The following is a 24,478-nucleotide window of genomic DNA, read 5'->3' as shown; positions in this document are numbered from 1 at the left end:
TCCCGTGCTAGCATCCTGCCATCGTGGGGAAGCCATTCCCTGACCCGGAGCCCATCGCCATGCCCCCGTCCCCTGCCACGGATACCCTGAGCCTGACCGCCACCGTCGATGCCCTGCACGGCAGCGGCTTCCCGGCAGCCCTGGTGCGCCTCATCCAGCAACAGGTGGCATTCGACTGTGCCCTGCTGCTCGGGGTGGGGCTGCGCCCCGTCTACCTCTACGACAACCTGCATCATCAGCGGGCCCTATTGTTCGACCGCTACCTCACCCGCCACTTTAGCCAGGATCCCTTCATGCAGGCGCTGGAGCAGGGGCTGGGTGCCGGGGTCTGGACCCTGGCGCAGGTGTCGCGGGGGCGACTCGACCCCGAGTATCGCCACCACTTCTATCAGGCCACCGGCTGGCAGGAGGAGGTGGGGCTGATCCTGCCGGTGCGCGGCGGCCTCACCCTGATGCTGTTTCTGGGCCGCCTCGACAAGCGCCGCTCCCTCAGCCGTGACGAGCTGGCCAGGCTGGAGGCACTGTTTCCGCTGGTCCACTCCCTGTGTCGCCAGCACTGGCGGGAAGATACACCCCGCCTGGCCCGCAGCCCGGCCAGGTCAGATGGCACTGACCTCAAGGGGGCGGTGGAGCAGGCTATCGCCAGTGTGGGGGGAGATCAGCTAACCCGGCGGGAGCGCCAGGTGGCGGGTTTGCTGTTGCAGGGGCTGGATACCGAGGCCATTGCCGGTGCGCTCGGCATCGGCAGCGGCACGGTGAAGAATCACCGCAAGCACCTCTACGCCAAGTTGAACCTGCACTCCCGGGCCGAGCTGTTCAGCTTTTTCCTCAATCACCTCATCACGGCGCCAGCCGGCGCGCCCCCATAACGACACCACCCCGCCGGGGCGGGGTGGTTCAAACCATGGGCAACGCCGTCAGATGCGGCCCTGATAACGCAGCGGGAAGCGCCCCTGCCCATCGGGCTGGCCGAGGAAGGGGAGCCCCTGTTTCATCTGGTCCGGCAGCTCGGGACCCGGTTTCAGGGTGCCCTGGAACAGGTACTGGCGATTGGCCTGCAACTCCAGCTTGCCCAGCACCTGCACCGCCTCCGAGCCCTGCTTGATCTCGGCCACCAGCCGGGAGTCGAGACAGGTGAGCGTGATCTCGGGATCCCCCAGGGCCAGCTTGCCCGCCGGGGTGTCCGCCTGTGCGTCATACCAGTGAAGATCCCCGTAAAGGTTGTCGCACCAGGGAGTGCCCTGGGCAAACTGATCGATCTTGAGCTGCAACTGACCCGTCGCCGTCAACGGGAAGGGGGGTCTCATCGGCACCCGCTCCAGCACCCAGGGGGCCGGCGCATTCAGGGTGATGTCGCGCCCGAAAGCGGCACCGTTCCAACCCAGGATCCCCTGCCCGTTGAGTCCGCTGCGCTCGCCAAAGCGCACCGACACCTCGGGCGCCAGCCGCAGCAGAGACCAGCCATCGAGATCCCAGCGCAACTGGGTGAGGGACTCGCTGGCATATTGCACCCGGGCGGCCTGACCGCTCCAGAGGGTGCCGCTCACCCCCTCCAACCGTACCAGATTGGGGGGCAGCGGCAGATGGCGCACCACCAGGGATGCAGGCAACTGGGCCAGCAGGAAACCGAGATAGGCCAGCAGGAAGAGACTGGCGATCACTATTTTTCGCTTCATTGGGAACGACTCAACTGCAAACGTCTGACCTTGACCAGCCCGGGGGCCAGCCCCTCGCGGGCCAGCTCGATGATCTGCACCTGGACGCCGTATTGATCCGAGAGGGTCGCAAGCCAGATCAGCAGATCATCGAACGGCACTGTGTCTATCCATACCTGCAGCTCCTGACCCTGGGGCTGCAAGCGGGCGATCTTGATCTTCTGGTTGAAGGCGGTACGGTTCACCACGCCATCCAGGGTACCACCGGTATCGATCTGGCGCCCCTGTCCCCCCTGCATCGCCAGCACCTCCTGCCCCTTCTCCTTGAGCCAGGCCAGGGTCTGCTGCTGGTTCACCACCTGCCGCTCGCGCTCGGCAATGCGATTTGCCACCGGCTGCCAGATCGCCCAGTAGAAGAGCCCGATGAGCAGCACGCTGCCCCCCACCGCCACCAGCCGCTGCTCGCGGGCACTGATGCCGCGCCACCAGCTCTGCAGTTTGTCCATCATGACGACCTCCCCTTGAGCACCAGCGCCCCTTCGACCTTGCCTTCGGTGCTTCGCACCTCACCCTGCTGCACCTCGAAACGCTTGCCCGCCAGCTCGCGGAAACGTTCGATCTCGGTGAAGCCGGGGGCCGTCACCTGCAACCTCAGCTCGCCCCGGGCTGCATCGAAGCGCAGCACCTCGGGCTTGAGGCCGGGCACCTCGGCAAACACCGGGGCCAGCTCGGTCAGGAGCAACAGAACGCCATCCTGGGGAGCCTGCCCCAACTGCTGGAGGTGCTGGGTCATCTGGCTGCGCACGTTGACGATACGCGTCTCCCCCGGGAAGATCCGGGTGTAGACCTGCCGGATCTCCGCCTTGAGGGCCTTGTCCTGTTCCGTCAGCTGGTGCAGATGCACACCGCGCTGCACCAGGGCCACCAGCAACAATACGCCTGCCAGCACCGCCACCTTGCGCCACTGCAACCAGTAGCGGGCGTATTCGGTCTGGGGACGATAGGGCCCCTGCAGCAGGTTGGCCTGGCAGGTCAGCGCCCCTTTCGCCAGCAACAGCATGGGCAGTTCCGGGTCAGCCCCCTGCCAGTTGCCCGCCGCCATGGCAGGGATGGGAGTATGGCAGTGAAGGGTGACGGGTTCGGTCTGCGCTGCCAGCAGCATGGCCAGCAGGGACTCCTCCGCCACTATGCCCTGACGGGGGCCCTGGCGGACCAGCCACTCCTCCCCCAGCTGCAGGGCTGACCAGCCATCGGCGGCGAGCGGCAGTGCCAGCACGTCGGGCAGCAGGTGCAGGGTCTTGAGCCCTGCCTGCTCCAGCCAGCCGAGCCAGGACTGCATCTTCCCCTTGTCCACCGCCATCAGATCCACCTCGCGGCCCTGATGGCCGAGCACCACCAGGTGCAGATCGTCCACGTCTGAGGCGATCTGCTCCTCCAGCAGATAGGGCAGGGCCGCCGCACTCTGGCGGCTGTATTTGCCCGGCAGATTGACCCGCCGGAAGATAAGATCGCTGCCGGGCACCAGGGTCACCACGGGGCGACCACCGGCACGCTCCTGCAGCTCGCCGAGGGCGTGCGCCGAGGCCAGGATGCCGGAGGCGATGATCTCCTGCTCCTGCGCCGACCAGACCAGCCAGTGCACTGGCTGCTGCGCATTGGTCCCTAGACGGATGACCAGACTCTCGCTCACTAATGTCTCTCCTGCCATGCCCGCTCCTCCCTCAGGGGGGCGGGCGCACAGCCATGGGTTGCAGTCCAATCGGGGGATGCGCAGGTCGGCTGAACCGCCCCACGCCCCCCTTGTTATTCGGCGCCGCCGCTCAGGCGACGCAGCATCACCAGCTTGTTGTCCTTGCCACGCTGGAAGACGGTCTCAAGCCTGGCGCGGGTCTCCCCCACCTCCGCCAGCAGGCGGGCCTCGAAGAAGCTGCTCTTGATGTCCAGGGCGCCATCCAGCCCGGTGATGGCACCCGGCTGAACCTGCAACTGCTCCGTCATCTCCTGCTTGTTCTTCCACCCCTTCTTGGGGCGGCTGGTCAGCACCCGCTTGGCATCGTCCAGCCCGATCTTCCCCTGGTAGAGCCCCACCAGCAGGGCCGCCTGCTCCGGCCGGATGGTATTGATGTTCACCACCAGCTTGTCATTGGGCAGGGAGCACACATAGGGGGCCAACCGGGCGTACAGGCTGGCGCTCACCCCGCGCACTGCCCGCAATTCGTCGGTGCCCAGCATCCGCTGGTTAGCCACCAGGTAGGGGGGATTGAGTCCCTCGTAGTAGGCATCCTCGGCCCCGTTGCTCGAGACCAGCTGGGTATCCTTGTCGGTCCAGTCGCGGATGGCGTCCGTCAGCTGTACCGCTTCGTAATCATCCACCTCGAGCTGGGCGAGCAGGGCCCGGAACACCTTGAACTGGTAAGGCTGGGCATCGAGATCGTCGCCGTTCTCCCCCTCCTTGAGGGGCACGCTCAGGCTGTTGAGGTTGAAGCAGGATTGCAGATCCCGCACCCGGCCCGAGAGAGTGCCATCCTCCACCGGGAAGACCCCGTCCTCCCGCGCCCAGTTCTGTCCCAGACTCACCCGATCCGGGTCATCCTTGAAGTCCTGGTTCAGCACCTTGATCACCAGGGCCTCCGCCGACATGGCATACCACCAGGCCTGCTTGCCCAGGGTGAGGTTGGCGGTGCGGCGCAGCTCCAGTTGCAGGCGGCCGCTCATGTTGCTGGCGACGATCACCATCACCGCGAGGATAAGCAGCACCACCAGCAGGGCCATGCCCCCCTGGCGGCCCAGTGTAGTGCGGGATCGGCCCCGGCCGCGCTTAATTGCCATTGTCCGCTCGCTGGCCACCAGCACCGATCAGGAACTGGCGACGTCGAATAGTGCCGTCATCCTCCGTGACGGACAGGGGAAAACGACGATCAGTTACCATTCTCTGCCCTCTGGCCACCAGCACCGATCAGGAACTGGCGGCGTCGAATAGTGCCGTCATCCTCCGTGATAGACAGGGGAAAACGACGATCAGTTACCATTCTCTGCCCTCTGACCACCGGCTCCGATCAGGAACTGGCGGCGGATGGTGCCGTAGTCTTCAAGCTCCAGCTCCACCGCCAGCCCGTAGGGCAATAGGTCACGCTGGGTCCACTCCTCCTTCCACTGTCCCTTGTCGTAGAAATAGAGGCGCAGTGCCGTCACGCCGGTCAGCACGGGCTGAATGCGCGGCTCGGTGCCAATGGCCGGATCCGGATAGAGGTAGCTCAACCGCTCCAGGGTCTGCCCCTTGAGACGCCAACCCACCCGTTGCAGGCCGGAGCGCGGCAGTATGCCGTCCGGATTGAGCCAGCCGCCGCGAATGAAGGCCATGCCCCAATCGTCGCTCTGCTGGCCGAAGCGGGACGCCGCCAGCAGCACCTTGTTGTTCTCGCCGTCGATGCGACCGCTGCGCGGCACCATCTGGGTGACGTCCCGCTCCAGCAGGCTGAAGGCGAGCTGCAGTTCCGAGAGGCGGGCCTCCTTGCGCTTGGCCACCTCGTCGCTGGTCAGCACCCCTTGCAGCACCTGATAGGCCCCCAGGCTCAGGGTGGCGAAGATGGCGATGGCCACCAGCATCTCAAGCAGGGTAAAGCCGCGGTGGTGCGATGGGTGGGTGTTGCTCTGGATCATCGGCTGACACCGGCTCCGGATCATGGACGCACGTTGATGAATGTTCATCGGCTGAGATAGGTCCGGATCATGGCCACCGGGCTGTCGGCCTTGGGCGCGGTGCGCACTTCCACGTCCAGCGCCCTGAAGTTGCTGTCCGCCGTGGCGACGCCGCGATAGCGCCAGTACCAGGTCTGCCCGGCCATCTCCTCGTCCCCTTCCACCCAGCTGTCTCCCGGCCACTTGCCTTCGAGCTTCTGCTGCACCAGCTGATTCTCCACCACCCAGGTCGCCAGGGTCTTCTGCTCCAGATAATTGAGGCCGGCCAGGTGTTCGCTCGCGGTCTTCATCACCGCCAGCCCGGCGATGGCAAACACAGCCAGGGCCACCATCACCTCCAGCAGCGTCATGCCGCGCACCCGGGCGGGTCCGCCCGACAGAGCGGTGCGACGCGCTAGAACGCCCCCTGCGGGCCTGGCGCTCCTCACTCTTCTTCCTCTTCATCCTGCAACAGGGAGAGACGACCGAACTCGTCCCCCCTGACGGTGCGCAGGTAATGCAGATCCTCGTCCTGCTGGCTCAGGGTCAGCACGAAGGGAGAGAGCTCTCCCCCCGGAAAGACCAGGATCTGGGGTGTCCGCTCACGCTCGTCCCGACCCTGCTCCTGGCGTTCGTCCGACGCAGTGCGCCATTTGAAACCTTCCAGCTCCACCGCCAGGGTCATCCCCTCCGGCAACGTCACCGGCCCCAGCAGCTTGTCACCGGTCAGGGCGCGCCACTTGCGATCCTTGGGATCCCGGGACATAAACTGCCAGCCGTTCTCCTCGACCCGCAGCCCCAGCAGCCTGCCATCCATGACCGAATACTCCTGGGCCTGCTGCAGGGTCGCCATGAAGCGGCGCGCCTGCTTGTCGAGCTCCCGATCCCCCCTGGCGCCCCCCATGCTGAGGGTGACGGCGGTCGCCACCAGTCCCATCAACATGGCCACCAGCAACACTTCCAGCAGGGTAAAACCGGCCTGGTGACGGGCCGAAGAGGCCACCTTCATTCAGGCAGCCCCGGGGTAACGCAGTGAGCACGACGCGGCGGAATCACTTATTGGAAGTCCTTCAGGTTCCAGTTGCCGATGTCGTCATCGGTCCCGGCTTCGCCGTCCATCCCCATGGAGAAGATGTCGATCTTGCCGAACTGGCCCGGGCTCAGCAGCTGATACTGGTTGCCCCAGGGATCCTGCGGCAGGCGCTTGATGTAGCCCCCTTCACGGTAGCTGCGCGGCTCAGGGGATGCGGTCGGCTTGTTGACCAGGGCATCCAGCCCCTGCTCGGTGGTGGGGTAGCGGTTGTTGTCCAGCTTGTACATGTCGAGGGCGTTTTCCAGCGCCACTATGTCGGAGACCGCTTTTTGCTGATCCGCCTTCTCCTTGTTGCCCATCAGGTTGGGCACCACCAGACTGGCCAGGATCCCCAGGATCACGATGACCACCATCACTTCCAGCAGGGTAAAACCCGATTGACGACGCTTTTGCATGACTGACTCCCTAACGAAATGAGATGGCATGAGCCATCAACGATTAACTGTTAAACCACGATCGTTCGATTGAATGTGCAGGTTCGAATGGCGAAGCCTATTCGGGCACCCGACCCTTACAGATTCACCATGTTGTTGAGCTCGAGCGAGTTGACCGCGGGATCGACCGATGTCACACGCACGCCAGCCTCACAAATTCACCATGTTGTTGAGCTCCAGGATCGGCTGCAGGATCGACATCACGATAAACAGCACCACCCCGGCCATGGAGACCACCAGCATGGGCTCGAACACCCCGAGGGCGATGTTCACCTGGGTTTCGAACTCCCTGTCCTGGTTGTCCGCCGCCCGCTCCAGCATGCTGTCGAGCTCGCCGCTCTGCTCGCCCGAGGCGATCATGTGCAGCATCATGGGCGGAAAAATTCTGGTTTCATCCAGCGACTTGCGCAGGCTGGTCCCCTCCCGCACCCGCTCGGTGGCCTCACCGATGCGCATTCGGGCATAGTCGTTGGAGAGCACTTCGCCGGCGATCTTCATTCCCTCCAGCAGGGGCACGGCGCTGGCGTTGAGGATGCTCAGGGTGCGGGCAAAGCGGGCGGTGTTGAGACCGCGGCTGACCCGACCGATCACCGGCAGGCGCAGTATCACCTGGTGCCAGCGACGGCGGCGCTTGTCGTCGGTCAGCCACCAGCGCCAGATCAGGCCGCCAATGCCAAGGAGCAGCAGGAACCAGAGGCCGTAGTGCTGCAACAGCTCGCTGGTGCCGATGAGGAAACGGGTGGTGCCCGGCAGTTGCTGGCCCATGTGTTCGAACTGGGCCACCACCTTGGGCACCACGGCGGTGAGCAGTATGGAGATGACCCCCACCGCCACCAGGGTGAGGACGATGGGATAGATCATCGCCTGCAGCAGCTTGGTGCGCATGTGCTGGCGCTGCTCGGTGTAATCGGCGAGACGGTTGAGCACCTTCTCCAGGTGACCGGACTTCTCGCCGGCCGCCACCATGGAGCGGAACAGCTGGTCGAACACATGGGGGAAGGCCCCCAGCGAATCGGCCAGGGAATACCCCTCCACCACCTTGCTGCGCACCGTCGCCACCAGGCTGCGCAGGTGGGCCTTCTCGCACTGCTCGGCGACCGCCTTGAGGGCCTCTTCGATGGTGAGACCGGCCCCCACCAGGGTCGCCAGCTGGCGGGTGATGAGGGCAAGCTCCGAGGTGGAGGCGCCACGGCGAAACAGCACGAAGCGGTTCGCCTCCCGTTTGGCCTTCTCGGTGGTCTCGTTCACCTCGAGGGGGGTCAGCCCCTGCTCGCGCAGCAGCTGGCGCACCTGGCGGGCGGAATCCCCTTCCAGCACGCCGCTCTTGTTGCGCCCCTTGCCGTCGAGGGCCTTGTATTCAAATGCCGCCATCTCAGTCTTCCCGGGTCACGCGCAGCACCTCTTCGAGGCTGGTCTGCCCCTTGAGCACCTTGTCGATGCCGTCGCGGCGGATGCTGGGGGTGTGACCCCGGATCAGCCGCTCGATGGCGAGCTCGCCGCTGGCGCTGTGGATTGCCTCGCGCACCGCTTCGTCCACCACCACCAGCTCGTGGATGCCGGTCCGGCCGCGATAGCCGGTGTGGTTGCACTGCTCGCAGCCCACCGGACGCCAGATCTGCTGATCCGGCGCAAGCTCGATGCCCATGGCCAGACGCTCCTGCTCGGTGACAGGGTGCGGTGCGCGGCAATCCGGGCAGAGGGTGCGCACCAGCCGCTGGGCCAGTACCGCCAGGAGCGACGAGGAGAGCAGGAAGGGCTCGATCCCCATGTCCCGCATCCGGGTGATGGCGCCGATGGCGGTGTTGGTGTGCAGGGTCGACATCACCAGGTGACCGGTGAGGGATGCCTGCACCGCGATCTGGGCGGTCTCGAGGTCACGGATTTCCCCCACCATCACCACGTCCGGGTCTTGGCGCAGAATGGCGCGCAGGCCCCGGGCGAAGGTCATGTCCACCTTGCTGTTGACCTGGGTCTGGCCCACCCCTTCGAGGTCATATTCGATGGGGTCTTCGACGGTCAGGATGTTGCGATCCCGGGAGTTGATCTCCGAGAGGGCCGCATAAAGGGTGGTGGACTTGCCCGAACCGGTCGGGCCCGTCACCAGGATGATGCCGTGGGGCTTGCGAATGAGTTCGCTGATGATGTTGCGGTTGGCCAGCGTCATGCCGAGCTGCTTGAGCTCGAGGCGCACGTTGTTCTTGTCGAGCAGTCGCAATACCACCCGCTCGCCGTAGCTGGAGGGCATGGTGGAGACCCGCACGTCCACCGCCCGGCCGCCGATGCGCAGTGAGATGCGGCCATCCTGCGGTACCCGCTTCTCGGCGATGTCCATGCGCGACATGACCTTGATACGCGACACCAGCAAGGAGGCGAGTTTGCGATGGGGGCGCAGGATCTCCCGCAGCACCCCATCGATGCGAAAACGGATCACCAGGGCCCGCTCGAAGGTCTCGATGTGGATGTCGGACGCCTCTTCTTTTATCGCCTCGCTCAACATGGCATTGATGAGGCGAATGATGGGGGCGTCGTCGTCGGCATCCAGCAGATCCTCGCTCTGGGGCAGCTCTTCGGCCAGGGCAAAGAAGTCCATCTCGTTGCCGAGATCCTCCATCAGCTGACGCGCCTCGGAGGAGTCACGCTGATAGTGGGCCATCAGGAGCGTCTCGAACTCGTCGTTGCCAAGCTGCTCCACCGCGAAGGCACAGCCCGCCACCCGGCGCACCTCCAGCAGGGTCTGGGGGGAGATCCCCTGACGACAGAGCAGCACCGGGGCACCCTGGCGCTCGGTCAGGATGGCCCCGAAGTTGCGGGCAAACGCGAACGGCAGTTCCGGCAGGGGAGCCGGCAGCTCGCTGCCATCGAGCTGATAGGCGGCCATCAGGGCTTGCTCTGCACGAAGGGCTGCTCCTGCACCTGGGCGCGCACGCCGGTGGCGGTCGCCTGCTGCTGGGCCTGCATTCTCTGGATCTGCTGCTGCACCTCGGGGGACATCATCACGTCCTGGCCATAGGCGGGCAGCACCTGGCGAGCCGGCGAGGTGGCATAGCCCTCTTCCGCAGCCCGGCTCAGCTGTTCGGCCCTGAACAGGGTGTACTTGTTGCTGGAGACCCCGGAGTAGACATTGGCGTCACGCAATATGGTCGGGCGGATGAAGACCATCAGGTTGCGCTTGGCGGTGGAGGTCTTGGAGGAACGGAACAGGTAGCCCAGCACCGGAATGTCCCCGAGCAGGGGCACCTTGGAGATCTGCTCCTGGGTCTGTTCGTCCATCAGGCCGCCCAGCACCACTGTCTCGCCGCTCTTGACCAGCACGGCGTTCTTCACGGTGCGGGTATCGAAGGTGGGGCCCAGGTTGGCGGTCCCGGTCGCCTGCTTCTGTGCCACGCTGGAGACCTCCTGCTCGATGTTGAGCAGCACGGAATCTCCTTCGTTGATCTGGGGCGTCACCACCAGCTTGGTCCCCACCGTCTTGCGCTCTATGGTGTTGAACACCTGATCGCTGGTGGTGGAGCTCTGGGAGCCGCTCTGCACCGGCACTTCCTGACCGACGTTGAAGGAGGCCTCCTTGTTGTCCATGGTGACGATGCTCGGGGTGGAGAGGATGTCGTTCTTGCTGTTGGTGGAGAGCGCCGTCACCAGCGCCGCCCAGTCTCCGTGATAGAAGCCTGCCGCCATGCCGCTGAAGCTGCCCGCCAGGGATGACAGGCCGTCGGTGTTACCGTTGTCTTTGTAATCCTTGGCGGCGATGGCCAGGGAGCCGATGGGCAGACCGGTGTCGGTGAACTGGGTGCCGCCGCCATTGGTGTTGGCCCACTGCACCCCGAGGTTCATGCCGTCACCATCCGATATCTCGACGATGATGGCCTCCACCAGCACCTGGGCACGACGAATGTCGAGCTTGGCGATGACCTGCTCCAGCTCGGCCATCACGTCCGGCTGGGCGGTGATCACCAGGGCATTGGTGGTCTCGTCGGCGGAGATGGCGAGCTGGCCGCCGCCGATGCTGGCGCCGCCCGTGGCCGTGGCAGCCGCCCCGCCCTTCTTGTCGGCGGCGATGCTGGAGCTGACCCCCTTGAGGACGTCCACCAGATCCTTGGCCTTGCCATATTTCAGGTAGAAGACCCGGGTGTTGCCCTGGCTCTGCAGATCCCGGTCGAGCTGGCGCACCATCTGGATGATGCGGGCACGGGCCTTGGGCTCGCCGCTGATGACCACGGAGTTGGTGCGCTCGTCGGCCACCACCTTGGGGGAGAGCAGCAGCGAGGCGTTGGCCCCCTGATTGCTGCCATCCTTGTTGAGGTTGGTCACCAGCCGCACCATCTCGCCGGCGGAGGCGAATTTGAGCTTGATGACGTCCATGTCCTGATCCCCCGCCTTGTCCACCCGGCGAACCACCTCCACCAGGCGGTTGACCACGGCGGCGCGGCCGGTGATGAGCAGCACGTTGGAGGGCTCGTAGTGGACCACGTTGCCGCCGCCGGCGTTGTCGTTGAGCTGACGCAGCAGGGGGGCCAGTTCACGGACCGAGACATTGCGCACCGGCACGACCCGGGTCACCATCTCGTCACCCACGCCGGGGTTGGTGTCATCCACCACGGGGATGGCCGAGGTCTTGGCATCCTTGGAGCGCACTACCTTGAGCACGCCGTTGTTCATGGGCACCACGGCAAAGCCGTAAACGTCGAGCACGCTCAGGAAGAACTGGTAGTACTGATCCTCGTTGAGCAGGTCATAGCTGCGCACGTTGATCTTGCCGCGTACCGATGGCTCTATGATGATGGTTTTGTTCAGGTTCTTGCCGACCGTGTTGATGAACTCCTCGATGTCGGCGTTCTTGAAACTGGCGGAATACTCGGTGGCCCAGGCAGAACCGGCCATCATCAAGGCTGCCGCCATGGTGGCCAGACGCCAGCCCTTCCCTTTATTTGTCATTCTTGGTGCTACTCCAATTCATTATTCTGACAAGCCGACATAGACGTCGTAGAGCTGTCCTTGCCGCTCGACGGTGACGGTCATTTCCGTGGCGCCCGCCACCTGCTGCATCGCCTGCATGGCCTGGGCGTTGTCACGCAGATCCAGGCCGTTGATGCTGACCGCCAGATCGTTGGCGACCAGTCCGAGTTGATTGAACAGTTCCGGATTGCGACCCGGGTTGAGGCGATAGCCGGTCATGCGACCGTCCACCCGGACCGGAGAAATATTGAGGTAATCGGTGATCTTGCCCGGGTTGCCCAGCAGTTCGCTGCGCACGGAGGAGAGCCCCTCCTGGCGGGCCGGTTTGGGCAGGGGCTTGCCATACTCTTCCCCGTCCAGCATCAGGGTCTCGTCACGGCCGTCCCGGGCGATGATGACCCGATCGGCAAACACCTGGCGTATCCTGGCCTGGGTACCGTCGATGTAGTCCCCGATGCCGTAAGAGTTCTGTGTCCCGTTGTGGGCGATGATGGCGATGGACTTGGCGGGATCCGAGCTTGCCAGCACCCCGTTGAGCTGGGCATTGAGCTGGGTTTTCGGGGCATCCGCCGCCACCGTCTCTGCCGCCTTGTCCGCCTGGGGTTGCAGCGCCTTGCCAAAGAGAGAGAGGCGGCTGAGGTTGCCAAGATCGAGGCGATCGCCGCCACTCCCCTGCACCGAGGTGACCGAGGGTTGCCAGGGGGTCAGGGGAGCGGGCTGGGCCAGTTCGTACAGGCGCCAGGTGAGCACGGCACACTGCTGGGCCAGCAACAGCAGCAGAAGCCAGAACAGGGGCTGGCTGAAACGGGAAAGTGGCATGGCCTTGCAGCGAGCCAGAAGGGAAGTCAACAAATCATCCCTGAACGGTAGCGTCATCTTTCTCAAAATTGTCTGGCATCCAAGTCGGTTGGCTATTGTGTACGGCAATGGACCCAGAGACAACCGACCGGATGGGACCAAGGGGTGAAAATTCAGTTTCCGTCACACCCGGATGCCCCCTGTTTCTATCCCGGGGCCCGCCTCTGGTATAATCAGGCACCTTTTCAGCCATCCCGGAGCCGATCCATGTCGAATCCAGCACAAAGCAGCACTCAGGTCCGTCTCGACAAGTGGCTGTGGGCCGCCCGCTTTTACAAGACCCGCAGTCTGGCGCGGGATCAGATCGACGGCGGCAAGGTGCACTACAACGGCCAGCGCACCAAGCCGGGCAAGGCGGTCGAGGTCGGCGCCCTGGTGCGATTCTGGCAAGGCCAGGACGAGCGGGAGGTGCGGGTGCTCGAGGTGAGCGAGCAGCGCAAATCCGCCCCGCTGGCCCAGCAACTCTATGAAGAGACCGAGGCCAGCCTGAAGAAACGGGCCGAAAACAGCGAAGCCCGCCGCTTCAACAGCCAGTTTGCCCCAAGCCCGGAGCGCCGACCCGACAAGCAGGAGCGACGCCAGCTTATCCGGGTCAAGCAATCCTAATCCGCGTCTGTGGCCCCTTTATGACGACAGGTGGAGGAATTAGTTCCTAACCACCTGTTTAACAATGTGTTTATTTTTCCCCAAGAACATCCTAGGAAACCATGATGAGTAACCAAGACCTCCTGTATCGCTATCTGTTCGAAGAGTACGAAGTGCGTGGGGAGCTGGTCCAGCTGGATCGTACCTACCGCCACATCATCGACGCCCAGAACTACCCGGTACAGGTGCAGCACCTGCTGGGCGAGCTGCTGGTTGCCACCAGCCTGCTGACCGCCACCCTCAAGTTCGAAGGCTCCATCACGGTGCAGCTGCAGGGGGACGGTCCGGTGCGTCTGGCCGTCATCAACGGCGACAACAACCAGCAATTGCGCGGCGTGGCACGCTATGAAGGGGAACTGCCGACGGACGGCAAGCTGCAAAGCCTGATCGGCAACGGCCATCTGGTCATCACCATCACCCCGGATCAGGGAGAGCGCTATCAGGGCATCATCGCCCTGGAGGCCGACACCCTGGCGGCCTGCCTGGAGCACTACTTCGCCCAGTCCGAACAACTCGCCACCCGCCTCTGGATCCGCACCGGCCACCACGAGGGCGAGCCCCGTGCGGCGGGCATCCTGCTGCAGGAGCTGCCGGCCCAGAGCGAGGATCACAGCGAAGATTTCGACCACCTGGTTCAGCTCACCACCACCATCAAGGACGAAGAGCTGTTCGGTCTGGACGCGGAAGAGATCCTCTACCGCCTCTACCACCAGGACAAGGTACGGGTGTTCGATCCCCAGGCCATCGAGTTCCGCTGCACCTGCTCCCGCGCGCGTTGCGAAGGGGCCTTGCTGCAGATAGACAAGGAGGAAGCGGTATCCATGGTGCAGGAGCTCGGCAAGATCGACATGCACTGCGATTACTGCGGCGCCCACTACGAATTCGACGGGATAGACATCGAAACCCTGTTCAGCAGGGCTCCCGGTAATGATGCAAACCAGTTACACTAATCAAAGGCGGGCAAAACCCGCCTTTAACTTAAATAACAAAAAAATACCCTATTTTATAAAGTTTGATGGCGATCGCTAAAAACTACCACCTAGGTGGTAGCATGAACGTCAGATAGAACCCTACACACCTCTGAACCCAGGAGAATACAATGACAATCGTGGTAGAACCCACCCTGGCCCAACAACTGAAGCTGGACCAATACGGTATCAAAAACAGCCAGGAAATCGTTCGCAACCCCTCCTATGAGCAGCTTTTCGCTGAAGAGACCCGCTCAGACCTTGAGGGCTTCGAACGTGGCGTCGTCACCGAGCTTGGCGCCGTCAACGTCAACACCGGCATCTTCACCGGCCGCTCCCCTAAAGATAAATATATCGTCAAAGATGCCACTACCCAGGATACTGTGTGGTGGTCTGACCAGGGTAAAAACGATAACAAGGCGATTACCCCGGAAGTGTGGTCACATCTGAAAGGGCTGGTCACCAAACAGCTCTCCGGCAAGCGTCTGTTCGTGGTGGACGGCTTCTGCGGCGCCAACCCGGACACCCGCCTGGCGGTGCGCATCATCACCGAGGTGGCCTGGCAGGCGCACTTCGTGAAGAACATGTTCATCCGCCCGAGCGAAGAGGAGCTGAAGGCCTTCAAACCGGACTTCGTGGTGATGAACGGTGCCAAGTGCACCAACCCGAACTGGAAGGAGCAAGGTCTCAACTCCGAGAACTTCGTCGCCTTCAACATGACCGAGAAGATGCAACTCATCGGCGGCACCTGGTACGGTGGCGAGATGAAGAAGGGCATGTTCTCCATGATGAACTACTTCCTGCCCCTGCGCGGCATCGCCTCCATGCACTGCTCCGCCAACGTGGGCAAGGATGGGGACGTGGCCATCTTCTTCGGCCTCTCCGGCACCGGCAAGACCACTCTCTCCACCGATCCCAAGCGTCAGCTGATCGGTGATGACGAGCACGGCTGGGATGATCACGGCGTGTTCAACTTCGAAGGGGGCTGCTACGCCAAGACCATCAAGCTCTCCGAAGAGGCCGAGCCGGACATCTACCACGCCATCCGCCGCGATGCGCTGCTGGAGAACGTGACCGTGGCCGCCGATGGCACCATCGACTTCGACGACGGTTCCCGCACCGAGAATACCCGGGTCTCCTACCCCATCTATCACATCGACAACATCGTCAAGCCGGTCTCCAAGGCGGGTCACGCCACCAAGGTGATCTTCCTGACCGCAGACGCCTTCGGTGTGCTGCCCCCGGTCGCCAAGCTGACCAAGGAGCAGACCAAGTACCACTTCCTGTCCGGCTTTACCGCCAAGCTGGCCGGTACCGAGCGCGGCATCACTGAGCCGACCCCGACCTTCTCCTCCTGCTTCGGCGCGGCTTTCCTCAGCCTGCACCCGACCAAGTACGGCCAGGAGCTGGTGAAACGGATGGAAGCGGCAGGGGCTGAAGCCTATCTGGTCAACACCGGCTGGAACGGTACCGGCAAGCGGATCTCCATCAAGGATACCCGTGGCATCATCGACGCCATCCTGGATGGTTCCATCGAGAAGGCGCCGACCAAGGTACTGCCGGTGTTCAACCTGGAAGTGCCGACCGAGCTGCCGGGCGTCAACCCCGCCATCCTGGATCCGCGAGACACTTACGCCGACCAGGCCGAGTGGGATGCCAAGGCGGCCGATCTGGCCGGGCGCTTTATCAAGAACTTCGAGCGCTTCACCGACAACGACGAAGGCAAACGCCTGGTCGCGGCGGGCCCGCAGTTGTAAGAAACGCGCCTCGCGTCTCACAATCCCGTACCGGTCAGCCCTGCTGGCCGGTATTTTTTTGGCCGATGCGCGGCATATGGCTCCCGCCAAGCCTTGCCTTGACGGCCCTTGCGCGTTAGATTCAGCCAAACTTTATACAATATACAATTTTGCAACCTGCCCGTGACCCCAGCATGACCCCACCTTACAAGACCCGAACCCAGATGGTGATGGAGAACCTCCGCGGCCGGATATTGCGTGGCGAGTTTGCAGCGGGCGCCCCCCTGCGCCAGGACGCCATCGCCAAGGAGCTGGCGGTGAGCCGCATCCCGGTGCGGGAGGCCCTGATGCAACTGGAAGCCCAGGGGCTGGTGAAGTTCGAGGCCCATCGCGGCGCCGTGGTGACCATGCTGGATGCCTCGGCCATCGAGGAGCTCTTTTATTTGCGGGCACTGCTCGAAGCCGATACCCTGTTCCACGCCGTCGACCTGATGACGGAGGAGACCTTCGCCCAGGCGCAAGCCATCCTCGCCCAGTTTGATCTGGCGCTGGAGTCTGGCACCCAGATCGAACACTGGGCCGAGTTGAATCACCGCTTTCACGCCACCCTCTACCAGGCAGCCAATCGCCCCCAGGCACTGGAACTGATCGCCCAGATCAATCTGAGCTGCGACCGCTATGTGCGTTTCGAACTGCTGTTCGCCCAGGGCGGCGTGGACAAGGCCGAGCGGGAGCACGCCCGACTCCTTGAACTGTGCCGCGCCCGGCGCAAGCACGAAGCAGTGGTACTGCTCAAGCAACACATCGAGGCGGCAGGCCAGTCGATCAGACAGATCCTGGCAAGCGGCCACCATCAATGAACACTCACATCACCACAAGCTGGCAATAACGACATGAACCATTTCGAGATTATTGAAACCCGCGTCGCCCAGGTCAGGGCCACACTGGCCACGCTGGAGCTGGACGCCTTCATCGTTCCCCACGACGACGAGCATCTGGGGGAGTACATTCCCGCCTATGCCGAGCGGCTGGACTGGATCACGGGTTTCAACGGCTCCGCCGGGCTCGCCATCATCATGGCGCATCGGGCGGCCCTGTTCATCGACGGTCGTTATACCGTGCAGGCGCGCATGCAGGCGCCGGCCGAGCTGTTCGAGTTTCTCCACCTCAATGAAGACCCCCACGTGCAGTGGCTGGCGGAGCAGTTGCCCTCAGGCTCCCGGGTCGGTTTCGATGCCCGCCTGCACAGCCTGGCCTGGTATCAGAACGCCAACGCCGTGCTGACCGAGCGCGGCATCGAGCTGGTGCGCATCGACGAGAACCCCATCGATCTGCACTGGAGCGATCGTCCCGCTCCGACCAAGAGCCCTGTCATCCTCTACAGCGAGGAGCTGGCGGGCCAGTCCAGCCAGGCCAAGCGCGAAATGCTGGCCAGCGATCTGCGCAAGCGCGGGCTGGATGCGGTGCTGCTGACCCAGGCCGAGCCCATCAACTGGCTGCTCAACCTGCGTGGTCGCGACGTGGAACGCCTGCCGGTGGTGCTGGGCTTTGCGGTGCTCTACGCCAACACCACCATGGATTTCTTCGTCGATACCGACAAGATCGACTGCTTCGCCTTCAGTCAGCACGTGGGGCAGGATGTCTCCGTCTACCCCATCGACAAGCTGGGTGACGTGTTGCAGCGCATCGGCGAGGATCAGCAGAAGGTGCTGGCCGACCCCAACACCGCCAACGCCTGGACCCAGCTCGTGATGGAAGAGGCGGGCGCCATTCTGGTGGCCGGCCAGGATCCCACCATGCTGCCCAAGGCGTGCAAGAACCCCGTGGAGCTGGCCGGCATGCGTGCCGCCCACCTGCGCGATGGCGTTGCCGTCACCCGCTTCCTGGCCTGGCTGGATCGGCTGATCGCCAGCGGCGAGTTCGACGGGGTGGACGAAGGTACCCTGGCCGACCAGCTGGAAGCCTTCCGCCACGAGCAGGAGCACTATGTGGAGCCGAGCTTCGACACCATCTCGGCACTCGGCCCCAACGCCGCCATGTGCCACTACCGCCACACCAACGGTACCCCGCGGGCCTTCGGCCAGGACAGCATCTATCTGGTGGACTCCGGCGCCCAGTATCTGGACGGCACCACCGACATCACCCGCACCGTCAAGGTGGGTGAGGTGACCGACGAGCACAGGGCCATGTTTACCCGGGTACTGCAGGGTCATATTGCCCTGGATCAGGCCCGCTTCCCCCGCGGCACTGCCGGCATCCAGCTCGACGTGCTGGCCCGCATGCCCCTGTGGCAAGCCGGTTACAACTACGACCACGGTACCGGACACGGGGTCGGCCACTTCCTCAGCGTGCACGAAGGCCCGCAGCGCATCGCCCCCAAGGGCAGCCTGGTGGCCCTGCAGCCGGGCATGGTGCTCTCCAACGAGCCGGGCTACTACCGGGAAGATGCCTTCGGCATCCGCTGTGAAAACCTGGTGGTGGTGACCGAACAGGAGGCACGTGGCGAGCTGACGATGCTGGGCTTCGAGCGACTGACCTATGTGCCGTTCGACATCCGCCTCATCGATCGCAGCCTGCTGAGTCCGGCGGAGTTCCGCTGGATCAACGAATACCATGCGGAGGTCTACCGTCGTCTGAGCCCGCTGCTGGAGGGCGAGGATCTCGCCTGGCTGGAGCAGGCGACCAGCCTCCTCTGATGACACAGGGCCTGCGGGCCCTGTTTCTTTATCTGCGGCATGCCACAAATGCCCCCCTTGCATCGACTCCCCGCCCCTTCTACCCTGTGCCTCCTTTTTGGCTGCCCCGCAGCAGAGACCCGATGAGAGGAGCCCCGATGCACTCGTCCCCCGTATTGCGCCTTGCCACCCACACCGACATGCACGCCATCTGGCAGATAGATGCCGATGTCTTCGGCGAGGATGTCTACCCCGGTTTCTTCTTTCGCCAGGCCATGGATCTGTGGCCCGAACTGCTGGTCGTCGCGGAGCGGGAAGGCCGGCTGCTGGGCTATGCCCTGGGGGGGCTTGGTCAGGATCGGTCGCAGGGCTGGCTGCTCTCCCTCGCGGTGCGCCCCGAAGCGCGCGGCTTCGGCCTGGCCGAGCAAATGATGTTGCAGGTGGAGCAGGGACTGCTGAAACTGGAAGTTGAGCGGGTCAGACTGACCGTTGATCCCGCCAATCCGGCCCAGCGCCTCTACTTCAGGCTGGGTTATCAGCAGTTGGCAGAAGAGAGAGGCTACTTCGGGCCGGGCGAGGATCGCCTGCTGCTGGAAAAAGCCCTGACCTGACCATCCACCACCGGCACGGGAGCCTTCCGGCCACATAATTGGTTACACTTTGCGGGTTTAATGCGCAATCTGGTTGGCGTAAAGTGCAATTCATCACCAGATTAATCCGATGCCCGCCCAGGAGGCCCATCATGTTCAAACGTATTGCTCTCGTCACCCTGCTGGCGGCCACCACCGCCATCACCGGCTGTGCCAACAGCGACGTCTACTCCGGCGATGTCTACACCAAGGATCGCGCCAAGCAGGTACAGACCGTCAGCTATGGCACCATCCTCTCCACCCGCCCCGTCAAGATCCAGGCCGATGAGAACTCCCTGATCGGCACCATTGGCGGCGCCGTGGTCGGCGGCCTGCTCGGCAGCACCATAGGCGGCGGTCGTGGCAGTGACATCGCGGCGGCCGGTGGCGCCATCGCGGGTGCGGCGGCCGGCAAGGCGGCAGGGGACAAACTCAACCAGGTTGACGGGGTCGAGCTCGAGATCAAGAAAGAGAACGGCGAATCCATCGTGGTGGTACAAAAGGCCAGCCCCACCTTTGTGCCTGGCGCCCGGGTCCGCATGACCCAGGGCAACGGCACCATCAACGTGGCCGTGGTGAACTGATAGCGCCGCTCAAGGTGCAACTGCCATAAAAAAGGTGAGCCCGAGCTCACCTTTTTGCGCTCTGCACCACTTAAGATTCACTCCCCCAGATGCAGCCAGGCCGCGATGGACAGCTGCAGGCCCACCAGGTCGGCATGGTGGAACAGGGCATGCAGTGATGCACGATCCCCGGCCACCTGCATCATCAGACGCTGTTGCGCCTGCAGGTCGGCCAGCCAGGAGGGGGGCACCGTCAGCGTGCCTGCCGCCTCGGCAACCAGGGATACCCCCTCAAGCAGGGCATGCAGCGCCCGTTGTTGTTCGCCAGCATCGCCACTCTCGAGCCAGAGTTGCTCATGATACTGCCAGTGCTGCATACCCAGGGTAATGCTGGCCTTCTGATCTTTGCCCTCAATCCTTTGCAGGGGCTGCACGGCCAGTGGCTTGCCAAGCCCAGCCAGCCTGTATCCGCGCTGCGCCTTGGACTGGGCACCCAGCCGCAATCCTCCCAGCGCCGCCAGCTTGCTCGCCAGGGTGAACAGGGCGCGGGCATCGCCGGATTTCAGCTCCAGCTCCAGCTCGTCGATCCCGGTACGCCCCAGGGCACCGGCAATCTCCCCCTGATCCCAGGCCAGCTCGATCTCGGCATCTCCGAATGCGATCAGCCAGTGGCGGCGCAGGAAATCGGTGCTGAACTGGGCCACCAGACGGCTCTGGAGTTCATCGCGCACCGCCAGACTCGGCCAGATATCGGCAGGAAAGGCAGACAGGGTCGGAATGGTTCCCTCTACCGGGGTGTTGTACTCGGGTCTGGCGTGCAATCCGCCCACGACCTGCCCCCGGCACTTGATGGTCTGCTCGGAAAAATCATCGCTGCGACGAATGCGCAACCCCATGTCGAGCCCACGCAAACCCAGGTCGGGCGTGTCGAAATAGACGTTGCCAAGAGCGGCTTGATTGGAAGAAATAATCTCTAGTGAATTCAGAAGGTTGGAGAGGGATTCTTGAATATTGCTGGTGACGAAAAACTTTATCTCGATCTCAGTTTGCATAGTCATTCCGGGCTGGCGGGCAACTTTGGGGGGCATGTTCAGGGTCGCGAGGATATAATGCCAGCGACAGTTCACGATTAATTCACGGTTTTATTGATGGCACAGTTCGGTTACCATGCGCCCCTCATAAAATCGTATCGAGTGTTTTTTCACCGACACAGGTTTGGCCATGCCAGTAAATACTATTTTGGGTCTTTTTGCCAAGTCCCCCATCAAGCCGCTGCAGAAGCATATCGTCAAGGTTCACGTGTGCTGCGAACAGCTCATTCCCTTCTTTGATGCCGTCGCCGAAGACCGCTGGGAAGATGCCGAGAAGATCCGGCAACAGATCGCCCAGCTGGAAAAAGAAGCGGACATCCTCAAGCGCGAAATCCGCTTGAAACTCCCCCGCGGCCTGTTCCTGCCGGTCGCCCGTACCGATCTGCTGGAGCTCTTGACCCAGCAGGACAAGATTGCCAACCGTGCCAAGGATATTTCCGGCCGCATGCTTGGCCGCAAGATGGAATTCCCCACCGAGATGCGCGCCGATTTCATGGCCTATCTCAAACGCTGTATCGATGCGACCGCCCAAGCCGAAAAAGCCATCGGAGAACTCGATGAGCTGCTCGAAACCGGCTTTAAAGGACGTGAAGTTGAAATGGTTGCCGAGATGATCCACCAGCTGGATCTCATCGAGGACGATACTGACACCATGCAGATCGGACTGCGCCAACAGCTGCAAGCCGTTGAGCACAAATACAATCCGATCGACGTTATGTTCCTCTACAAGATCCTCGAATGGGTAGGTGACCTGGCTGATCAGGCAGAGCGCGTTGGCGCCCGTCTGGAATTGATGCTGGCTCGTTCGTAATCGACTGACTGGGTAAACACTACTAATGGACATTATCGCAAATTACGGCACCACCCTGGTGCTCGTGGCGGCCTTGTTCGGCTTTTTGATGGCCTGGGGCATTGGTGCGAACGACGTCGCCAACGCCATGGGCACATCGGTCGGCACCAAGTCCCTGACCATCCGTCAGGCGATCATCATCGCCATGATCTTCGAGTTCGCCGGTGCCTATCTGGCCGGTGGCGAAGTGACGGCCACCATCCGCAGCGGCATCATCGACAGCAACGCCTTTGCCGACACGCCGGATCTGCTGGTGCTCGGCATGATCGCTTCCCTGCTGGCTGCGGGTCTGTGGCTGATCCTGGCCTCCTATTTCGGCTGGCCCGTCTCCACCACCCACTCCATCATCGGCGCCATCGTGGGCTTCGCCGTGGTGAGCATCGGTCCGGAAGCGGTACAGTGGAACAAGTTTGGCGGCATCGTCGGCTCCTGGGTAGTCACGCCGGCCATCTCGGGCATCATCGCCTACTTCATGTTCATCAGCGTGCAGAAGCTCATCTTCAACACGGACAACCCCCTGGACAACGCCAAGCGCTATGTCCCCTTCTACATGTTCCTGACGTCCCTGGTCATCTGCCTGGTCACCATCAAGAAGGGGCTGACCCACGTCGGTCTGCACCTGAGCAATGGCGAGGGTGCCCTGCTCTCCGTCGCCATCTCCATCGCGGTGGCGTTTGCCGGCTGGATCTATATCCGCGGCCAGCAGTACAACCCGAAAGATGACAGCAAGATGCACTTCGCCAACGTGGAGAAGGTGTTCGGCATCCTGATGATCATCACCGCCTGCGCCATGGCCTTCGCCCACGGCTCCAACGATGTGGCCAACGCCATCGGTCCGCTCTCTGCAGTCGCCTCCATCGTGGCGGCCGGCGGCGAGATCGGCGGCAGCTCCCACATCGCCTGGTGGATCCTCCCCCTTGGCGGCATCGGCATCGTCATCGGTCTGGCCACCATGGGCGAGAAGGTGATGGCGACCGTCGGCACCGGCATCACCCACCTGACCCCGAGCCGTGGCTTCGCCGCCCAGCTGGCCACTGCCGCCACCGTGGTGATCGCCTCCGGCACCGGTCTGCCCATCTCCACCACCCAGACCCTGGTGGGTGCCGTCATGGGCGTCGGTCTGGCACGGGGCATCGCGGCCCTGAACCTGGGCGTGCTGCGCAACATCGTGGTCTCCTGGGTCATCACCCTGCCTGCGGGCGCCATCCTAGCCATCGCCATCTTCTACGTGCTGCAGGCCTGCTTCTCCTGAGCAGCCCACGCCGCACGACAAAAAGCCCGGGTCATTGACCCGGGCTTTTTTATGCTTCGCCCATATCACGCCGTCGATTGAGCGTCGATCGGCTGCGGCGTTTACTCCTCGATAAAGGTCCACTCGTCGCGCACCCGGCTGATGGCATCGAGCCGCCGCTTGGCAAGCTGCTCGCGGATTGCCTCCCCTTTGAAGCCGGCCGCCACTATCTCCTTGACCGGCACAGCCTGCGCCGCCTCCAGGGCCTGAGCGACATAGTCCGGCTGGCTGTAGACCTTCTCTTCGAAGCCGGTACGACCGTGGAAGTCGGCGCGACAGGCATCGAGCAGCTGGGCAAAGCGCTCCGGTCTGCGCCAGGCATCGGCCTTGTCGAATACCTTGAGCAGGGTCGCGGGCTTGAGCTCGAAGGCAATGTGGATATGGGTGTGCAGGTCGCTCACCAGCAGAGCCAGATCGCGACACTCGTTCGGCACCCGGAAGCGCTCGCAAAAATCCCGAATGAGCGGCAACCCCTTCTGGCCATGGCCGTGATGGCTCGGCCAGAAGGCGGGCGGGGTCAGCCCCTTGCCAAAGTCGTGGCAGAGGGACGCGAAGCGCACGGTCAGTTCGGGGGAGAGGCGACATGCCTGCGCCAGCACCATCATGGTGTGGATGCCGGTGTCGATCTCCGGGTGCCATCTGGCAGGGGCCGGCACCCCGAACAGGGCATCGAGCTCGGGGAAGAGCGCCTTGAGGGCGCCGCATTCGCGCAGCACCTCGAAGAAGATCTGGGGTGTCGGCCCCAGCAGCACTTTTTCCAGCTCCTTCCAGACCCGCTCCGGGGTCAGGTGGGCCAGCTCTCCAGCCTCCGTCATCTCGCGCATCAGCCCCTGCGTCTCGGGTGCCACCACGAACCCCTGGGCATGGAAACGGGCGGCGAAGCGCGCCACCCGCAGGATGCGCAGGGGATCCTCGGCAAAGGCCGGCGAGACATGGCGCAGCAACCGCGCCTCCAGATCCTGCACGCCGCCGTAGGGATCGTGCAGTTGCCCGTCCTCATCTTCGGCGATGGCGTTGATGGTGAGATCCCGGCGCAGCAGATCCTGCTCCAGCGTCACCTCGGGGGCGGCATGGCAGACGAAGCCGGTGTAACCCTGCCCCTGCTTGCGCTCGGTGCGCGCCAGGGCGTACTCCTGCTGGGTTTTGGGGTGAAGAAAGACTGGAAAGTCTCGGCCCACCTGGGTGAATCCGAGACCCAGCATCTGCTCCACCGTGGCGCCGACCACCAGGTGATCCCTGTCCCCCTGGGGCAATCCCAACAGGCGATCCCGCACCGCCCCTCCGACCAGATAAATCTGCACGCGCACTCTCCCTCGATAAACTTGCCCCGATGATACCGCTTTTGGCCAAGAGAGACGA

General features: G+C 63.3%; 24 protein-coding genes and 1 pseudogene. 10 read left to right on the top strand and 15 right to left on the bottom strand.

Translation table 11 applies throughout. The features are described 5' to 3' along the window. Nucleotides 1–59 precede the first annotated feature (59 nt). A complete protein-coding gene (locus AB5Y59_RS20500) occupies nt 60–869 on the top strand; it encodes a helix-turn-helix transcriptional regulator (RefSeq protein ID WP_183148951.1) in 810 nt (269 codons plus the stop codon). 48 nt (nt 870–917) lie between these two features. Here the strand turns inward: AB5Y59_RS20500 and exeN are convergent, their stop codons facing one another. The 13 genes and pseudogenes from exeN to exeC form a co-directional block, all read right to left on the bottom strand. After that, nucleotides 918–1,676, bottom strand: a complete 759-nt coding sequence (gene exeN / locus AB5Y59_RS20495) for a GspN family type II secretion system protein ExeN (protein WP_039040581.1) — start codon at nt 1,674–1,676, stop codon at nt 918–920. Continuing rightward, nucleotides 1,673–2,164, bottom strand: a complete 492-nt coding sequence (gene exeM / locus AB5Y59_RS20490; RefSeq protein WP_010675717.1) for a GspM family type II secretion system protein ExeM — start codon at nt 2,162–2,164, stop codon at nt 1,673–1,675. Before exeM ends, exeN begins: the two co-directional genes overlap by 4 nt. After that, complete coding sequence (gene exeL, locus AB5Y59_RS20485) at nt 2,161–3,345, bottom strand: GspL family type II secretion system protein ExeL (protein WP_183148953.1); 1,185 nt, start codon at nt 3,343–3,345, stop codon at nt 2,161–2,163. Before exeL ends, exeM begins: the two co-directional genes overlap by 4 nt. A gap of 113 nt (nt 3,346–3,458) precedes the next feature. Next, nucleotides 3,459–4,484, bottom strand: coding sequence for a GspK family T2SS minor pseudopilin variant ExeK (exeK, locus tag AB5Y59_RS20480; RefSeq protein WP_041213947.1), 1,026 nt, complete (start codon nt 4,482–4,484; stop codon nt 3,459–3,461). Next, nucleotides 4,474–4,548: pseudogene (locus tag AB5Y59_RS20475) on the bottom strand (type II secretion system protein GspJ); the annotation flags it as partial. The pseudogene AB5Y59_RS20475 and the gene exeK, both read right to left, overlap by 11 nt. Before the next feature lie 125 nt (nt 4,549–4,673). Next, entirely contained in the window at nt 4,674–5,315 is a 642-nt protein-coding gene (gene exeJ / locus AB5Y59_RS20470; RefSeq protein ID WP_041211717.1) for a GspJ family T2SS minor pseudopilin variant ExeJ, read from the bottom strand. A gap of 44 nt (nt 5,316–5,359) precedes the next feature. Beyond that, a complete protein-coding gene (exeI, locus tag AB5Y59_RS20465; protein ID WP_342041121.1) occupies nt 5,360–5,713 on the bottom strand; it encodes a GspI family T2SS minor pseudopilin variant ExeI in 354 nt (117 codons plus the stop codon). 65 nt (nt 5,714–5,778) lie between these two features. After that, entirely contained in the window at nt 5,779–6,342 is a 564-nt protein-coding gene (gene exeH / locus AB5Y59_RS20460; RefSeq protein WP_368212568.1) for a GspH family T2SS minor pseudopilin variant ExeH, read from the bottom strand. 47 nt (nt 6,343–6,389) lie between these two features. Continuing rightward, nucleotides 6,390–6,821, bottom strand: coding sequence for a GspG family T2SS major pseudopilin variant ExeG (exeG, locus tag AB5Y59_RS20455; RefSeq protein WP_010675723.1), 432 nt, complete (start codon nt 6,819–6,821; stop codon nt 6,390–6,392). Nucleotides 6,822–7,010: 189 nt separating this feature from the next. Continuing rightward, complete coding sequence (gene exeF, locus AB5Y59_RS20450; RefSeq protein WP_045522076.1) at nt 7,011–8,231, bottom strand: GspF family T2SS innner membrane protein variant ExeF; 1,221 nt, start codon at nt 8,229–8,231, stop codon at nt 7,011–7,013. Nucleotide 8,232: 1 nt separating this feature from the next. After that, nucleotides 8,233–9,738 carry a GspE family T2SS ATPase variant ExeE gene (gene exeE, locus AB5Y59_RS20445; RefSeq protein WP_041211720.1) on the bottom strand — a complete coding sequence of 502 codons (1,506 nt, stop codon included), beginning with the start codon at nt 9,736–9,738 and terminating at the stop codon, nt 8,233–8,235. After that, on the bottom strand, nt 9,738–11,792 hold the full coding sequence (gene exeD, locus AB5Y59_RS20440) for a GspD family T2SS secretin variant ExeD (protein ID WP_010675726.1): 2,055 nt from the start codon (nt 11,790–11,792) through the stop codon (nt 9,738–9,740). The genes exeE and exeD overlap by 1 nt, the downstream gene beginning before the upstream one ends. 21 nt (nt 11,793–11,813) lie before the next feature. Next, the gene (gene exeC / locus AB5Y59_RS20435; protein WP_272865916.1) at nt 11,814–12,665 is read right to left on the bottom strand and encodes a GspC family type II secretion system variant ExeC; all 852 of its coding nucleotides are present in this window, start codon (nt 12,663–12,665) and stop codon (nt 11,814–11,816) included. A 213-nt stretch (nt 12,666–12,878) separates the two neighbouring features. Between exeC and hslR the strand changes: the two genes are divergently transcribed. The 7 genes from hslR (at nt 12,879) to AB5Y59_RS20400 (ending at nt 19,908) form a co-directional block, all read left to right on the top strand. Beyond that, nucleotides 12,879–13,277: a ribosome-associated heat shock protein Hsp15 gene (hslR, locus tag AB5Y59_RS20430; protein ID WP_010675728.1), complete on the top strand. Its 399-nt coding sequence runs from the start codon at nt 12,879–12,881 to the stop codon at nt 13,275–13,277. Nucleotides 13,278–13,381: 104 nt separating this feature from the next. Next, nucleotides 13,382–14,266, top strand: a complete 885-nt coding sequence (gene hslO, locus AB5Y59_RS20425; protein WP_010675729.1) for an Hsp33 family molecular chaperone HslO — start codon at nt 13,382–13,384, stop codon at nt 14,264–14,266. 149 nt (nt 14,267–14,415) lie between these two features. Further along, nucleotides 14,416–16,041 carry a phosphoenolpyruvate carboxykinase (ATP) gene (gene pckA / locus AB5Y59_RS20420; protein WP_069784268.1) on the top strand — a complete coding sequence of 542 codons (1,626 nt, stop codon included), beginning with the start codon at nt 14,416–14,418 and terminating at the stop codon, nt 16,039–16,041. A 173-nt stretch (nt 16,042–16,214) separates the two neighbouring features. Continuing rightward, nucleotides 16,215–16,880 (top strand): GntR family transcriptional regulator, encoded by a 666-nt coding sequence (locus tag AB5Y59_RS20415; RefSeq protein ID WP_029314822.1) that lies wholly within the window; start codon nt 16,215–16,217, stop codon nt 16,878–16,880. Between the two features lie 33 nt (nt 16,881–16,913). Continuing rightward, nucleotides 16,914–18,716 (top strand): aminopeptidase P family protein, encoded by a 1,803-nt coding sequence (locus tag AB5Y59_RS20410; RefSeq protein ID WP_322131131.1) that lies wholly within the window; start codon nt 16,914–16,916, stop codon nt 18,714–18,716. A 137-nt stretch (nt 18,717–18,853) separates the two neighbouring features. Next, entirely contained in the window at nt 18,854–19,306 is a 453-nt protein-coding gene (locus AB5Y59_RS20405; protein WP_010675733.1) for an N-acetyltransferase, read from the top strand. 131 nt (nt 19,307–19,437) lie between these two features. After that, nucleotides 19,438–19,908 (top strand): glycine zipper 2TM domain-containing protein, encoded by a 471-nt coding sequence (locus AB5Y59_RS20400; protein ID WP_010675734.1) that lies wholly within the window; start codon nt 19,438–19,440, stop codon nt 19,906–19,908. A 77-nt stretch (nt 19,909–19,985) separates the two neighbouring features. Here AB5Y59_RS20400 and AB5Y59_RS20395 read toward each other — a convergent pair whose 3' ends face one another. Further along, nucleotides 19,986–20,939, bottom strand: coding sequence for an inorganic triphosphatase (locus AB5Y59_RS20395; protein WP_368212567.1), 954 nt, complete (start codon nt 20,937–20,939; stop codon nt 19,986–19,988). Between the two features lie 169 nt (nt 20,940–21,108). Between AB5Y59_RS20395 and AB5Y59_RS20390 the strand changes: the two genes are divergently transcribed. Both AB5Y59_RS20390 and AB5Y59_RS20385 read left to right on the top strand, forming a co-directional pair. Continuing rightward, the gene (locus AB5Y59_RS20390) at nt 21,109–21,789 is read left to right on the top strand and encodes a TIGR00153 family protein (RefSeq protein ID WP_010675736.1); all 681 of its coding nucleotides are present in this window, start codon (nt 21,109–21,111) and stop codon (nt 21,787–21,789) included. 25 nt (nt 21,790–21,814) lie between these two features. After that, entirely contained in the window at nt 21,815–23,080 is a 1,266-nt protein-coding gene (locus AB5Y59_RS20385; protein WP_039040595.1) for an inorganic phosphate transporter, read from the top strand. 101 nt (nt 23,081–23,181) lie between these two features. Here AB5Y59_RS20385 and AB5Y59_RS20380 read toward each other — a convergent pair whose 3' ends face one another. Then, nucleotides 23,182–24,420: a multifunctional CCA addition/repair protein gene (locus AB5Y59_RS20380; RefSeq protein WP_042014847.1), complete on the bottom strand. Its 1,239-nt coding sequence runs from the start codon at nt 24,418–24,420 to the stop codon at nt 23,182–23,184. Nucleotides 24,421–24,478: the final 58 nt, after the last annotated feature.

The sequence above is a fragment of the Aeromonas sp. s10 genome (assembly GCF_040907975.1).
Lineage (GTDB): Bacteria > Pseudomonadota > Gammaproteobacteria > Enterobacterales > Aeromonadaceae > Aeromonas > Aeromonas caviae.
This window is presented reverse-complemented; position numbering and strand designations above follow the sequence as displayed.